The sequence below is a fragment of the Vibrio sp. PID17_43 genome, assembly GCF_002608565.1.
GTDB lineage: Bacteria > Pseudomonadota > Gammaproteobacteria > Enterobacterales > Vibrionaceae > Vibrio.
The window spans coordinates 19,860-33,396 of the sequence record NZ_LIXM01000028.1 but is presented as its reverse complement, the minus strand read 5'-3'; the positions used below and the strand labels follow the sequence as shown (position 1 = coordinate 33,396).

At 45.3% G+C, this 13,537-nt stretch carries 14 protein-coding genes; 1 reads left to right on the top strand and 13 read right to left on the bottom strand.

From position 1 onward, the window contains the following. Nucleotides 1-29 precede the first annotated feature (29 nt). The 13 genes from rpsR to pilM all read right to left on the bottom strand — a co-directional run bounded on the left by rpsR (nucleotide 30) and on the right by pilM (nucleotide 10,749). Nucleotides 30-257 (bottom strand): 30S ribosomal protein S18, encoded by a 228-nt coding sequence (rpsR, locus tag AK965_RS17555; protein WP_000090472.1) that lies wholly within the window; start codon nucleotides 255-257, stop codon nucleotides 30-32. A 16-nt stretch (nucleotides 258-273) separates the two neighbouring features. Beyond that, complete coding sequence (gene priB, locus AK965_RS17550; RefSeq protein ID WP_099080824.1) at nucleotides 274-576, bottom strand: primosomal replication protein N; 303 nt, start codon at nucleotides 574-576, stop codon at nucleotides 274-276. A gap of 8 nt (nucleotides 577-584) precedes the next feature. After that, nucleotides 585-965, bottom strand: a complete 381-nt coding sequence (rpsF, locus tag AK965_RS17545; protein WP_099080823.1) for a 30S ribosomal protein S6 — start codon at nucleotides 963-965, stop codon at nucleotides 585-587. A gap of 243 nt (nucleotides 966-1,208) precedes the next feature. After that, nucleotides 1,209-1,880 carry a ribulose-phosphate 3-epimerase gene (gene rpe, locus AK965_RS17540; RefSeq protein WP_099080822.1) on the bottom strand — a complete coding sequence of 224 codons (672 nt, stop codon included), beginning with the start codon at nucleotides 1,878-1,880 and terminating at the stop codon, nucleotides 1,209-1,211. A gap of 100 nt (nucleotides 1,881-1,980) precedes the next feature. Then, the gene (locus AK965_RS17535; protein WP_099080821.1) at nucleotides 1,981-2,820 is read right to left on the bottom strand and encodes a Dam family site-specific DNA-(adenine-N6)-methyltransferase; all 840 of its coding nucleotides are present in this window, start codon (nucleotides 2,818-2,820) and stop codon (nucleotides 1,981-1,983) included. 69 nt (nucleotides 2,821-2,889) lie between these two features. After that, on the bottom strand, nucleotides 2,890-4,407 hold the full coding sequence (locus tag AK965_RS17530) for an AAA family ATPase (protein WP_099080820.1): 1,518 nt from the start codon (nucleotides 4,405-4,407) through the stop codon (nucleotides 2,890-2,892). Nucleotides 4,408-4,459: 52 nt separating this feature from the next. Next, complete coding sequence (gene aroB / locus AK965_RS17525; RefSeq protein WP_099080819.1) at nucleotides 4,460-5,560, bottom strand: 3-dehydroquinate synthase; 1,101 nt, start codon at nucleotides 5,558-5,560, stop codon at nucleotides 4,460-4,462. A gap of 29 nt (nucleotides 5,561-5,589) precedes the next feature. Continuing rightward, on the bottom strand, nucleotides 5,590-6,108 hold the full coding sequence (aroK, locus tag AK965_RS17520) for a shikimate kinase AroK (protein WP_099080818.1): 519 nt from the start codon (nucleotides 6,106-6,108) through the stop codon (nucleotides 5,590-5,592). Between the two features lie 190 nt (nucleotides 6,109-6,298). Next, a complete protein-coding gene (locus AK965_RS17515) occupies nucleotides 6,299-8,044 on the bottom strand; it encodes a type IV pilus secretin PilQ (protein ID WP_172438183.1) in 1,746 nt (581 codons plus the stop codon). Between the two features lie 32 nt (nucleotides 8,045-8,076). After that, nucleotides 8,077-8,598 (bottom strand): pilus assembly protein PilP, encoded by a 522-nt coding sequence (locus AK965_RS17510; protein WP_099080816.1) that lies wholly within the window; start codon nucleotides 8,596-8,598, stop codon nucleotides 8,077-8,079. Further along, nucleotides 8,588-9,181: a type 4a pilus biogenesis protein PilO gene (locus AK965_RS17505; protein ID WP_099080815.1), complete on the bottom strand. Its 594-nt coding sequence runs from the start codon at nucleotides 9,179-9,181 to the stop codon at nucleotides 8,588-8,590. Before AK965_RS17505 ends, AK965_RS17510 begins: the two co-directional genes overlap by 11 nt. Then, a complete protein-coding gene (locus AK965_RS17500; protein WP_099080814.1) occupies nucleotides 9,174-9,749 on the bottom strand; it encodes a PilN domain-containing protein in 576 nt (191 codons plus the stop codon). The genes AK965_RS17505 and AK965_RS17500 overlap by 8 nt, the downstream gene beginning before the upstream one ends. After that, nucleotides 9,733-10,749, bottom strand: coding sequence for a type IV pilus biogenesis protein PilM (gene pilM, locus AK965_RS17495; protein WP_099080813.1), 1,017 nt, complete (start codon nucleotides 10,747-10,749; stop codon nucleotides 9,733-9,735). The genes AK965_RS17500 and pilM overlap by 17 nt, the downstream gene beginning before the upstream one ends. A gap of 179 nt (nucleotides 10,750-10,928) precedes the next feature. Between pilM and AK965_RS17490 the strand changes: the two genes are divergently transcribed. Continuing rightward, nucleotides 10,929-13,493: a penicillin-binding protein 1A gene (locus AK965_RS17490; protein WP_099080812.1), complete on the top strand. Its 2,565-nt coding sequence runs from the start codon at nucleotides 10,929-10,931 to the stop codon at nucleotides 13,491-13,493. The last annotated feature ends 44 nt before the right edge of the window (nucleotides 13,494-13,537 follow it).

Here is a 13,537-nt window from a genome sequence, read left to right as displayed (position 1 = left end):
TAATCCTCTTTCTTAATAAAACGAACCGATTACTGATGCTTGTCAGTGTACGGTAGTAGAGCTAGGTAGCGTGAACGCTTGATAGCGCGAGCTAGTTGACGTTGGTATTTAGCGCTTGTACCAGTGATACGGCTAGGAACGATTTTACCAGCTTCAGTGATGTAGTTTTTAAGAGTTGCTACGTCTTTGTAATCAATCTCTTGTACGCCTTCTGCAGTGAAACGGCAGAATTTACGACGACGGAAGAAACGAGCCATGGGCTATCTCCTGATCTTAAATTTGAGTAATATTGTCGGCATGTAACACTAATTTCCCAACGCCATTTCGGCCGGTTTGATAAGCGACAAAACCACTTACCTTAATGTTACTACCTTGTACTAAATTCTGAGTTAACGCTTGTGACCTAAGCCCACTGACAACTACCGGCATTCGACAATAAACTTGTCGTGGTAGGTCAGCTTCGATAACAGCAGAGCGATGCTCTAACCAAAACCGACAGTGTTCAATGCCACTTGGGCTTTTACTACGAATGGGCGGCTTGGCAATGGTGCCACTCAGCTCCATTCGATTGGCCATAAGAGAAATTACTCAGCAGCTGCTTCTGGCTTAGCTTCAGCACGCTCTTCGCGACGTGGAGCACGCTCTTCACGTTGCTTAAGCATGATAGATTGCTCAGTGATAGCCGCTTTAGTACGCATGATCATGTTGCGTAGAACTGCATCGTTGAAACGGAAAGCAGTTTCTAGCTCATCGATTACAGCTTGGTCAGCTTCAACGTTCATTAGAACGTAGTGAGCTTTGTGAAGCTTGTTGATTGGGTAAGCCAGTTGACGACGGCCCCAGTCTTCTAGACGGTGGATTTTACCGCCAGCTTCAGTGATTGAACCAGTGTAACGCTCGATCATGCCAGCAACTTGCTCGCTTTGATCTGGGTGCACCATGAATACGATTTCGTAATGACGCATGGGTTGCTCCTTACGGATTATTCAGCTTCCACAAATGGCCCGGTCGTCCAGAGGAAGCAAGGAACTAAAGAAAATTGACCGAGTTTTAAGGAGCACGAATAGTACAGAAAGGACGCAAAATAGGCAAGTGATTATTTGCACAGCGCGAGGGATATTTTTGCACCCTTGCCTTCAGAAACGACAAAGGCTGCCAGCAAAGTGACAGCCTTTTTAATCAGTGTGTTATTACACTTATTTCAGCGCTTATTTAACTTGAGCAAGTTCCGTACGCATTTGGTCAATCACTTGCTTGTAATCTGGCTGACTAAAAATTGCTGAACCCGCGACAAACATATCCGCACCCGCTTCGGCGATTTCACGAATATTATCGACTTTAACACCACCATCGATCTCTAAACGGATATCACGACCAGACTCATTAATCATTTTGCGTACAGCACGGAGCTTATCCAAAGTGTTCGGAATGAACGATTGACCACCAAAGCCCGGGTTAACGGACATAAGTAGAATCAAATCCACTTTGTCCATGATGTACTCTAGGTGAGCAAGCGGTGTTGCTGGGTTAAGCACCACGCCCGCTTTACAGCCGTGCTCTTTGATCAATTGAAGAGTACGATCGACGTGCTCTGATGCCTCAATATGGAAAGTGATCATCGATGCGCCCGCTTTCGCGAAATCAGGAATAATACGGTCGACTGGCTTGACCATTAAATGAACGTCGATTGGTGCAGTAATACCGTAATCACGCAGCGCTTTACACACTGGCGCACCAAATGTCAGGTTTGGTACATAGTGGTTATCCATCACATCGAAGTGCACGACATCCGCACCCGCTGCGAGTACTTTTTCTACGTCTTCACCAAGACGGGCAAAATCAGCCGATAAAATGGATGGCGCAATGAGAAAATCTTTCATACCTGACCTCAGTAGTGGCGAGCAAACAACAAACAAATTTGCGCACAATTCTACCGAAGCCAGTGGGGAGATCCACTATTTAGAGACAATAGTGTGAGAACTAGGAGTCAGATTTATCCGTATCTGGGGCACGAAACAGAGCAAGCAGCTCATCTACTTTATTGCGTCCACTGCCGTTGCGGCTGATGGTTCGCTTCACTTTAACCACATTAAGCTCTGCACCATGGTACAGGCGACGCGTTAATGTCGTGTCGTGGTTTGAAATCAGAACGGGAATACCACGTTCAGTTGCAGCTCTCTCTGCAATGTCAGCCAATGCTGCTTGGTCATCAAGAGTAAAACCATTACCGGCATATGAGGTAAAGTTCGCCGTATTCGACAACGGTGCGTAGGGTGGATCACAGTAAACCACGCTGCCTTTGCGCGCTCGGCTGAATGTCTCAGGGTAACCTTCACAGACAAATGTCGCCTTCTTCGCTTTTTCTGCAAAGAATTCAAGCTCGGCTTCTGGGAAGTAAGGCTTTTTGTAAGAGCCAAACGGTACGTTGAAGCCACCTTTTTTGTTGTAACGGCACAATCCATTAAAACCAAAACGATTCATATAAAGGAACGCAAGGGAACGGTACATCACATCGTCGGTACCGTTAAACTCAGCGCGAATACTCAGGTACGCTTCTTTACGATTATTCTCTGCGACAAACCAACGCTTTGCCTCTGAGATGTAATCCTCAGGACGCTCTTTCAACAGGTTATAGAGGTTAATTAGGTCGGGGTTGATGTCTGCCAGCAAATATTGGTCATAGTCGGTATTCAGGAATACTGAACCAGCACCAACAAAAGGTTCAACTAGCTTCCGAGCCGGTGGCAAATGACGTTGGATGTCTTCAACCAGACCGTATTTTCCTCCCGCCCATTTTAGAAAGGCTCGTTGCTTTTTCATCTACTGCTCTATCTATCGACCAAAAATTAAGGCTGCGGAATGTAACATATTTTTCGACGAAGCTCAGGATTATTTCACGCGATCAATTTCGCGATGTACTTGACTCAAGGATTTTGCCCAAGGACTCACCGACTTAAGTGAATCAGGCAGTCCTTCAACCGCGTCACGCGCTAACTGAATGGTCGGGTAATCTTGATAAGTAATTATATACCACTCTGTACCACTGCGAACCGTTGGGTAAATGCGCACTTGGTGATTGAGCTGATGGAGATCTAAAAATACTTGAACATCTTCCATTGATGTCATGGCAGCAAGCTGCAAAGTATAGGCTCTTGGAGACAAAGCCTTTAACTCTTCACGAGCAAACGAAAACTTCAGCACCGGTTGACGCGAAGCCAAGTCTGAATCCGATCCTACCGACGTCTCACTATCTTCCGCCTCAACCACTTTAATCAATGATGAGCTGGCACTGCTTTGTAATGAAGCATCGGACGCTTTAACAACGGCGTCGATTTTAGCCGTATTCGCATGCTCAGGCTTACCTTCAAGCAAAGCATCGACCACATCAGATTCAATGACCACACGCTGTTGAGCCTCTTCAGAGCCAACACTTGCAACTTCGCCAGTCACCACAGGTGGTAATGCGTCCGAGTCATCGGTCACATTAAACAGATCAGAGTGGCTATCAGCATCCGTTTCCATCGACGTACCTACCGATACACCGACACTTGATTCGACTTCGGGCTCGGTTAACGTTGGGATCGCTGTTTGCTCCAAACTGCCTGTCATTTGCTGCGCTTTTTCCTCTGGACTTGGTTGATTATACATCCACCAATAGCCACCTACTGCCAGTAACAATAACACCAACACAAGCAATGCGATGTTACGCGATGATCCGACCATTGAGCGGATAATAATCCTTTTTTCCATTTTCATCCCTCCTAACGCCATAATGTCGCCTGGAACAGGTTCAACTTTTTTAAAAGCATCTCGAACGCGTTTTTCCGCATCATCATCCACGTATCGAACCACTAAAGATTCAAAAAATCGACGCGCCTCCACTTCCGAGAGCATCTCAATGTCTAATTCAACTGGCTTTAACTCTTGCCCATAACTAAGGCGCGCGAGAACCGACTCTATCTTTCCAGCGATAGTAAAGAGTACGACATTTATTTTCCACTTTGGATTCGCTTGTGCTTCTAACACCAATATCCAAAGTTCTGAGAGCAGAGTTTCACTCAGCAAGTGAGCGTCATCGACCACAATAGCGATATCACACGAGTCGTTGCCGATAATTCGCACAAAGCTATCAATCAATCTATCTTGTTGATTAAAAAGAGCATCAGAAACAATCTGGTTCAAAATAAGCGTACGATGCTGCACATCATCTTGATTAGTTCGACACAGTAACAAACATTGATTTTTATTGCTTGCACCGAGCTCAAGGTATCGTTGTGCTAACCATGATTTTCCGTAACCGGCATGACCATTAACCGCAATCAGGTTGGACCCAAAATTGGTCAGTAAACCCAATCGATCCAACAATTCAATTTGAGAGTCCAATTCCAGTACGTGAGCGAAACTCATTTAAAAACCCTAATCAACAACAAAAATGACACCCTAAAACAGCATGACTAAATCAAATATCACGCCCAAAGTCGATGGCTTGTTTGATCACGTCTTGAGGTGTGTCCGCGATGACTTCTGCGCTGCCGATACCCGTTGGTAACACTAGGCGAAGCTGACCAGATAGCACTTTTTTGTCACGCATCATGTGCGCCATAAAGTCATCAAATGTCATACTTTCTGGGGTGTGTACAGGCAATTTAGCGCGGCGCAAAATTGCAACAATTCGATCGAACTGCGCTTGAGAAATCAACCCACGGAGATGGGATGTTTTTGCTGCCATCACTGTACCTGAAGAAACCGCTTCACCATGTAGCCAGTTACCATAGCCTAGCTCCGCCTCAATCGCGTGACCATAAGTGTGACCAAGGTTGAGCAATGCTCGAATACCGGTTTCTTTCTCATCCTGCGCGACAACTTCTGCTTTGATTTCACAGCAACGTGCAATCGCGTAAGTCAGGGCTTCTTCATCTAGGGCGTACAGACGATCGAGGTTCTCTTCCAACCAATCGAAAAATGCACCATCATAAATAATGCCATACTTGATGACCTCTGCGATGCCCGCAGCAAACTCACGCTCTGGCAATGTCGACAAACAATTGGTATCGATAATTACGGCTTTTGGCTGGTAAAAAGCACCAATCATATTTTTGCCTAATGGGTGGTTAACAGCCGTTTTACCACCAACTGATGAGTCAACTTGAGACAATAATGTCGTAGGGATTTGGATGAAATCCACACCGCGTTGATAACACGCTGAAGCAAAGCCAACGAGATCACCAATCACACCACCGCCCAATGCGATAATCACCACATCACGCGCATAACTTCCCTCCAATAGGAAGTTCATGACTTGGTTAAATACGTCTAGGCTTTTGTATTGCTCGCCATCAGGTAACTCAAGTAAAGAGGCGTCACAGCCAAGCTGCTTCAGTTGGTTAAGAATTTTATTCGCGTACAGAGGTGCAACCGTGACATTACTGATCACGACCACTTTCTGGTTTGCGTTTTTATTTGAGAGAATTTGAGAAAGGTACGCCGGGTCCTCAAATAACCCGGCGCCTATAGAGATTGGGTAGCTACGCTCTGCTAGATTGACCGTAATCCGTTCCATCGGGGCCTCCAATTAAAAAAGATAATTGCTTATCTCTCTTCTAGCATTTTTACGATTTGGTTGGCTACCACTTTTGCACTCTGGTCGTCAGTACGAACGGTGTAATCCGCCACTTCTTCATATAGAGGATTACGTTCACCAGCCAATTGCTCCAATACTTCACGAGGTTTATCCGTTTGAAGTAAAGGACGCTTCTTGTCACGGTTAGTACGTGCCAATTGCTTTTCGATAGTCGTTTCTAGGTAAACAACAACACCACGAGCTGAAAGGTGATTGCGGTTTTCTTTGCTCATGACAGAGCCGCCACCTGTTGCTAGCACGATACCTTGCTCTTGAGTTAGGTCTTCAAGCACCGCTTCTTCACGCTTACGGAAGCCTTCTTCACCTTCTACATCAAAAACCCAAGAGATATCTGCGCCTGTGCGTTCTTCAATCACTGTATCAGAGTCAACAAACTCCATATGCAGCTGCTGTGCGAGATGTCTACCAATTGTACTTTTGCCGGCACCCATTGGGCCAACAAGAAAAATATTACGTTTCTCAGCCATATTTAGCGGTATTTTTACAACGTTAATTCAATAAGATCGTCACAAGAAAACACAGCCAAACTGCTATTCAACAAGGCTTGTGACACCAATTCCTCACAGATAATTCGTGATAAGACCCGAAATTATCCAAGCATGGTGCCACTAATGCAACTTTATTTTTGATCTAATCGCTTTTTTTACTGATTAAGCGTTACTGGATTACGACTTTGGGTGTGACAAAAACCAGCAACTCACTTTTACCTACATTTTCATAACTGCGACGGAAAAGCGCCCCCAATAGCGGCAAATCCCCCAATAAAGGCACTTTATCAACAGCGTTGGTAATGTTGTGCTGGAAAATACCACCGAGTACCACAGTCTCACCATTGTTCACCAATACCTGAGTTCCAATACGTTGAGTATCGATAGCCACAGCTTCACCAGTTCCCGTTTTTACTACTTGCCCTGGCCTATCTTGCGTCACACTTAAATCCAACACTAAGCGGTTATCTGGCGTAATTTGCGGCGTCACTTTTAAACTCAACACCGCTTTTTTGAACGTTACCGAAGTCGCACCACTTGAAGAAGATTCTAGGTATGGGATCTCTGTACCTTGCTCGATATAAGCCGGTTTTTTATTGGTAGTGATTAAACGCGGACTAGAAATGATTTCTGCTTTCGATTCTTGTTGTAACGCAGAAAGCTCTAAGTCCAATAAGGTATCAGAGCCCAGCTTTGCCACTTGGAAAGCAATACTGGTTGCACTCGGATTGGTCGCAGCTAAATTCACATTCAGGAAGTCATCAATACCGGCACTGCTACTAGCGTCTTCACCTTCACTACCGCCAGCATCGTAGAGGCCAATGGTCGCTAAATTACTCTCAATTGAACCTCCGACAGTATTGCTGCCATTGGTTGAGGTAAAGCCCCAGCGAACACCCAGTTCATCCATATTGCCTTCATAGATAGTCACAATTCGGGCTGCAATTTGTACTTGTTTAACGGGAATATCCAGCGATTCGATGATTTCTCGGATAACGGCAATGTTCTCAGGTAATTCACGAATCAAGAGTGAGTTAGTACGCTCATCAATCGTCATTTTTCCGCGTTCAGACAACATACTAATGTTACCCTCGCCATTGATCATCTCTGCAATATCTGATGCTTTAGCGAAATTAACTTTGATGATTTCCGATGATAGTTCGCCCATCTCCTGCTCGAGTTTTTGTTTCTCCAGTTGCTGCATTTCTCGTAAATCGAGCTCATCCTTTGGCGCGACCAAAATCACATTCCCATCAACGCGTTTATCTAGCCCTTTTACCTGCAAAATAATATCCAATACCTGTTGCCAGGCTACACCATCAAGGCGCAAGGTCAGATTACCGGCGACCGAATCGGACACCACCAAGTTGAATTGATTATGATCGGCAATCAATTGCAATACGTTACGCACAGGAATATCTTGGAAATTAATCGAAATCAGCTTGCCTTGCTTATCTAAGATGCTCTTATCTGGCACTTTTTCATTCGGCTTTAACTTACTAACCGTCACTTCAAGATAACGCCCAGAGAGCCGATAATCATGGGTATAACCTTCATCGATATACGCCTGCAAACGTGTGCCCGAAACCTCACGAAAGACCTCGACACTTTCAACTACGGTTGAGAAGTCTTTTACATCAAGCAGATAAAGCTGTTCATCTGCCACTAAAGTGTTGAGCAAATCAATGCTCAGCCCTTCCTGGACGCGCTTAATATCCACTATCGCTGCTGGAGAGGCCAGTTCGACTACAATGATCGCATCTTTGTCTTTGTTAGTGCGAAAATCGATACTTTTTAGTGCATTAGCTTGTCCTCCTTCAGCGTGAGCTAAAGGCGCTAAAAGTAAAAGCAGCCAGAAAGTAAAAAGCCCAGTTAGCTTCTTTGGTAGGCTCGGAAATCCTTGTCTCATCTTCATTACTCAATATCAAAAAATAAATACAGCTATATCTATCTCAAAGCCAGCTTAACTTTGCGTTTTTGCCAGCACCCTAAGCCATCGGGCAGGGTTTCATTAATCGTTAAATAACGCTGGGATACATGGGTAACCTTGCCATTGTTGCGCCCAAGATATTGCCCCGGCTTAATGGGGTAAACGGTGCCGTTTGGTGCTTGCACAAGCCCTGAAACATTGTTATCTACACCCATCACACCTTTTAAACGCAACTGACTAAGAGGAAAGCGTTCCAGTTTTCCGGTACGCTTTCTCGCCGGAGGCTGCCAGCAATCTTTCCTAACCTCGGGTTGAGTCGCAATAATGGCTTCTTTCGGTAGCTCAAATGGGGCTCGCATCACCATGGGATCATAAGCGACCACCCGATATTTCTCCGCTGGCCTCAGTTTTTCCGCATCACGACGCGCTTTCTCTTCTACACCACGAATGAAATCGCTCAATGATTCATCATTGGCTTGGCACCCAACTAATACGCTGGCAATAGCAATACCTATCATCAGCAAAGTTTTATTTCTCAACTTTCGCTTCCTCAGGTTTGAACTGGTAAGTGTTCGCCTTTACGCGAAAATGCAGAGCTTCGCTCTCTTGACTGACTCGCTGCCACGTCACATCGGTAAATGTAATGATACGAGGCAGCGTCGCAATAGCTTGGGAGAAACGGCCAATATCATGAAAATCACCTGTCAGCTCAATATTGAGTGGCAAACGGTATAGAAAGTGCTCGGACTGTTTCTCCCCCCACTCAATACTGGTAAACGTCAGCTTGTTATCAATACCGAGCTCATTAATAGAGGCCAGCATGGTTGCCAGTTCTTTCTGCACTGGCAGTTGTTGCAATAGCATTTTGTAGCGCGTGGTGAGCTCATCCAACTGCGATTGAAGCTGAGGCAACGTTGCAACTTTATTTGCTTTGATTCTGAGTGCCACTTTTAAGGCTTGCTCTTCTTGGATCTGGCTATTAAGGCGTTGCTCTTCGGGAATAAGATAAAACCAATAGCCAAAGCCCTGAATGAACAACACCATTAATAAGATGACAGCCAACTGAGGATGTAATGGCCACTCTGCAATTTCATCAAATTCTAGATCTGACCAATTAGCCATGTTGACCTCCTGTCTGTTGAAGAGGCTCTTTAAACAAGAAGGAGGCTTTGAAGGCCTGAAATTCTTTACCAAAGCGCACTTTACCGTGAACAATCGAATGCATTTCTACATCGAGTAACTTGGCCGACCTCTCCATCTTATCCAGCATAGTTGCCAAGCGCGGCGTGCTATCGGAAATGCCTGAAATCTCTATCTCATAATCGTTCATCTTGATCTTATCGACGTACACACCATTCGGGATCACGGAAGGCATCAAATTCATGAACTCCGTCGTTTTGTTTCGCCCGCGTTGAAGTTCTTCAACAACCTTCAAGCGTCCTAAGATCTTGTCGTGTTCTTGCTCGGCGATCTTCATCGCTTTCATTCGTTGATCTAGTAGTGAAATATAATGTGCTAAATAATCGATGCGCTGCTGCTGCTGATCTTGCTGATACTGGTAGTACTGGCCAATGCTCCATTGAATACCACCTGCCACTAATGCACTTAAAATCACTAGCCCGACAAAGCGACGACGGTGTGCCTCACGCTGGCGTTCGCGCCAAGGAAGAAGGTTAATGTGATACAACATTCTTACCTCCTAACCACTGAATCCCACGCACAGCAAGCCCCGCAGCCGCAGTGAAACGCGGCCAGTCCGCGGTGTCACGCTTGCGCTTAGGCACTTTCATATCAAATAAACCAAGAGGGTTGAGCAACTCACACTCTAGTGCCAGTTGTTCAGACAGAGCTTCAGCGATCATTGGCATGGTCGCCCCTTCGCCAGACAGCCAGATACCTTGGATGTTTTGTGAACCATTCATCGAGCTGTATAACTGCATTTGACGCTTCACATGTTCGATCATGTGACAGTTAAACGACTCAGCCATCCCTTGTTCATTATTTTCAGAGAGGGCATCGTGTCTCACTCCACTGACGTTGCGGGTCCCGCAGACAAACTCTTTATGAAAGAGCTCGCCTTGCTCAGTAAACATGGTGAATGAACTGCTCATTTCTCCAAGGTGAAGTAAACAATACGCACTCCTGCTAGGAAAGCGTCCTGCAGCCAACTGCCAAATGTGCCCAAGACTTTGCGAGTGCACATCCACCAGCACCGTTCTCAACCCTGACTTTTGAACGGCACCAACTCGCGCTTCTACCACTTCTTTACGCGTTGCAAAGAGTCGATAACTATCTATGCCTCGTTCCTGTTCTGCGACTTCAACTAAAGCAAAATCAAGACTCAGTTCTTCCACAGGAAATGGCGATTGATGTGAAAAAGCTCGGACGATGGCAAATTCTTTTTCACTTTCATCCAAGTGGTGTTCAATTGGCAACGTTTTACTGATCACTGCATTGTCAGGAACAGAAATAGCCACTTGTCGAGCGCCAAAAGGAAACATTTTTTTCATCTCTTTTAGGGTCTTTACAAATTCTTGATGATTTATGATGTTATTTTCAGCGACAATACCTTCCTTAAGTAATATTTCTTTGTAGCCCAATAAGGCGTAACTGTTGCCATTGGGTTTAAGTACCACGGCTTTGAGGCTGTTATGACCGATATCTATGCCAGTAACTAATAGCTTATCCATCTCTACTCTCGATCCGATATTCAATCGTGCAAAGTTGTTCTTAGCATCGAGAGAATTTTCTTCGTGCAAAGGTTGTGATTAGCATCTAAATAAGAGTTAATATCTCTATGTGCTAAATTTTTAACCTAAGAGTACAAGGGTTTGCCGTTATACAGCCTCAACCAATCAGGGATTCTCCGGTGAAGTTCATAAAGCGTTTACTATTTTTAACATTGATTTGCATAATTCTTGGAGTCACCACAATTTTCGGCTTCTACCAGTATGTAAAGCCTGAATTGCCAGACGTTGCAACTCTAAAAAATGTTGAATTACAAACACCTATGCAGGTGTTTAGTCAAGATGGAAAACTGATCGCACAGTTTGGCGAGAAACGTCGTATTCCTGTTACTTACGACGAAATTCCACAAGATTTAATTCACGCACTGATCGCGACCGAGGATAGCCGATTTTATGAGCATCCAGGTATCGACCCGATCGGTATTACACGGGCTGCAGTGGTTGTGGCGCTTTCTGGTTCAGCAAAACAAGGTGCGAGTACTATTACTCAGCAATTAGCTCGTAATTTCTTCTTATCGAATGAAAAGAAGATCATGCGAAAAATTAAAGAGATTTTTATTGCAATCCACATCGAACAGCTTCTATCTAAGCAAGAGATCATGGAGTTGTATGTGAATAAGATCTTCCTTGGCTATCGTTCATATGGCTTTGGTGCAGCTGCTCAGGTTTATTTCGGTAAGAGCCTAAATGAATTGACATTGAGTGAAATTGCAACGTTAGCCGGCATGCCAAAAGCGCCTTCGACCATGAACCCGATCTACTCATTAGAGCGTGCAACCAATCGTCGTAATGTGGTATTGATGCGCATGCTAGATGAGAAATACATCACTCAAGAGCAATATGACCAAGCTCGTTCTGAGCCTATCGTAGCACGCTACCACAGCGCTGAAATTGAACTTTCCGCCCCATATGTCGCTGAGCTTGCACGTTCATGGGCAGTCAATGAGTATGGTGAGGAAAAAGCCTACACTTCGGGCTTAAACATCTACATGACAGTGAACTCAAAACTTCAAGATGCTGCAAATACAGCCGCTATCAATAACCTATTGGCTTATGATGAGCGTCACGGTTACCGAGGTGCAGAGAAAACCTTATGGAAAGCCAGAGAAGAAGCGTGGAATACAGAGCAAATTGAAACGCACCTGAAAACGCAACCAACTTACGGAGAGCTATACCCTGCGGTTGTCACCAAAGTGGAGGATAAATCGGCACAAGTTTGGGTGAAGAACAACAATGAGCAGACTATCGCTTGGACTGGCATGAACTGGGCACGCAAGTTTTTGACCGATGAGCGTCAAGGGCCTGCGCCAACATCTGCAAAAGAGATCCTAACCGCAGGTCAGCAAGTATGGGTGCGTGCAATCAACACCACCGATAAAGAAGGCACCATCACAACCCATTGGAAATTGAGCCAAGTACCAAATGCGAATACGGCTTTTGTGGCAATGAATCCAGAGAACGGTGCGGTGCTTTCTCTGGTTGGTGGTTTCAACTTCATACACAGTAAGTTTAACCGTGCAACCATGTCTGTGCGTCAGGTCGGTTCGAGTATCAAACCGTTCATCTACTCTGCAGCATTAAACAAAGGTCTAACACTCGCTTCACTCGTCAACGATGCCCCCATTAATAAATGGGATGAGGGCTCAGGTTCGGCGTGGCGTCCAAAGAATTCACCACCAACATACATTGGCCCAACGCGTCTACGCATAGGCCTGGCACAATCAAAAAACGTGATGGCTGTTCGTACGTTACGTGAAGTTGGCTTAGACGAGACGCGCCAGTACCTAGCCCGTTTTGGTTTTGACATCAATGAGGTTCCTCGTTCAGAGACTATCGCCCTCGGTGCAGGCAGCTTAACACCAATGAAAGTCGCACAAGGCTATTCTGTGTTTGCCAATGGCGGTTATTACGTGGAGCCGTATTACATTGATCATGTTGAGAACCCGTTCGGTGAGGTGCTATTTAAAGCCAATCCAAAAACAATTTGTCAGAAAAATTGCCCTCAAATGAGTGTGCAAGCAGAGGATAAGTTCATCACAGAGTTTGGTGAACAAGATGTCGCGTTAGACAACGCCGACACAAATCATACATTGGAAAGCAATGAGCCTAATTACGCACCACAGGTTATTTCAGAGCAAAATGCTTTCTTAATGCGTGAAATGATGTACAGCAACATCTGGGGTGGTGGCAGTTGGCAAGATGGCACAGGTTGGAATGGTACAGGCTGGCGAGCACAAGAACTTGATCGCCGTGACATTGGAGGCAAAACCGGTACCACCAACGATTCTAAAGATACTTGGTACAATGGTTACGGGCCAGGCATCGTGGCGATTTCATGGGTAGGTTTCGATGACCACTCGCGCACACTTGGCCGTACAACCATCAACAGCAATCTAGGTCAAGACCAGATCTCTGGAGCAGAGTCTGGCGCAAAAACCGCAGAGCCTGCATGGATTGACTTTATGCACGCAGCACTAGAGGGCACACCACAACAAAGTAAGAACATCCCTGATGATATTGTTCGCGTACGTATCGACCGTGACAGCGGGCTGTTAACTCACAAAGTGGATGGTACATCGATGTTTGAGTACTTTGAAAAAGGGACTGAGCCTACAGAGTACGCCGGCAATCACCTCGAAGATAGTATCTACTCCACAGGCAGTGGTGAGACAGAAGAGTTGTTCTAATCGCTTAACAAAGAATAGGGAAACCAGAGGCTTCCCTATTCTTA

Coding starts and splice junctions, on each gene's coding strand:
- rpsR (WP_000090472.1), bottom strand. CDS start 257: ATGGCTCGTTTCTTCCGTCGTCGTAAATTCTGCCGTTTCACTGCAGAA.
- priB (WP_099080824.1), bottom strand. CDS start 576: ATGGCCAATCGAATGGAGCTGAGTGGCACCATTGCCAAGCCGCCCATT.
- rpsF (WP_099080823.1), bottom strand. CDS start 965: ATGCGTCATTACGAAATCGTATTCATGGTGCACCCAGATCAAAGCGAG.
- rpe (WP_099080822.1), bottom strand. CDS start 1,880: ATGAAAGATTTTCTCATTGCGCCATCCATTTTATCGGCTGATTTTGCC.
- AK965_RS17535 (WP_099080821.1), bottom strand. CDS start 2,820: ATGAAAAAGCAACGAGCCTTTCTAAAATGGGCGGGAGGAAAATACGGT.
- AK965_RS17530 (WP_099080820.1), bottom strand. CDS start 4,407: ATGAGTTTCGCTCACGTACTGGAATTGGACTCTCAAATTGAATTGTTG.
- aroB (WP_099080819.1), bottom strand. CDS start 5,560: ATGGAACGGATTACGGTCAATCTAGCAGAGCGTAGCTACCCAATCTCT.
- aroK (WP_099080818.1), bottom strand. CDS start 6,108: ATGGCTGAGAAACGTAATATTTTTCTTGTTGGCCCAATGGGTGCCGGC.
- AK965_RS17515 (WP_172438183.1), bottom strand. CDS start 8,044: ATGAAGATGAGACAAGGATTTCCGAGCCTACCAAAGAAGCTAACTGGG.
- AK965_RS17505 (WP_099080815.1), bottom strand. CDS start 9,181: ATGGCTAATTGGTCAGATCTAGAATTTGATGAAATTGCAGAGTGGCCA.
- AK965_RS17500 (WP_099080814.1), bottom strand. CDS start 9,749: ATGTTGTATCACATTAACCTTCTTCCTTGGCGCGAACGCCAGCGTGAG.
- pilM (WP_099080813.1), bottom strand. CDS start 10,749: ATGGATAAGCTATTAGTTACTGGCATAGATATCGGTCATAACAGCCTC.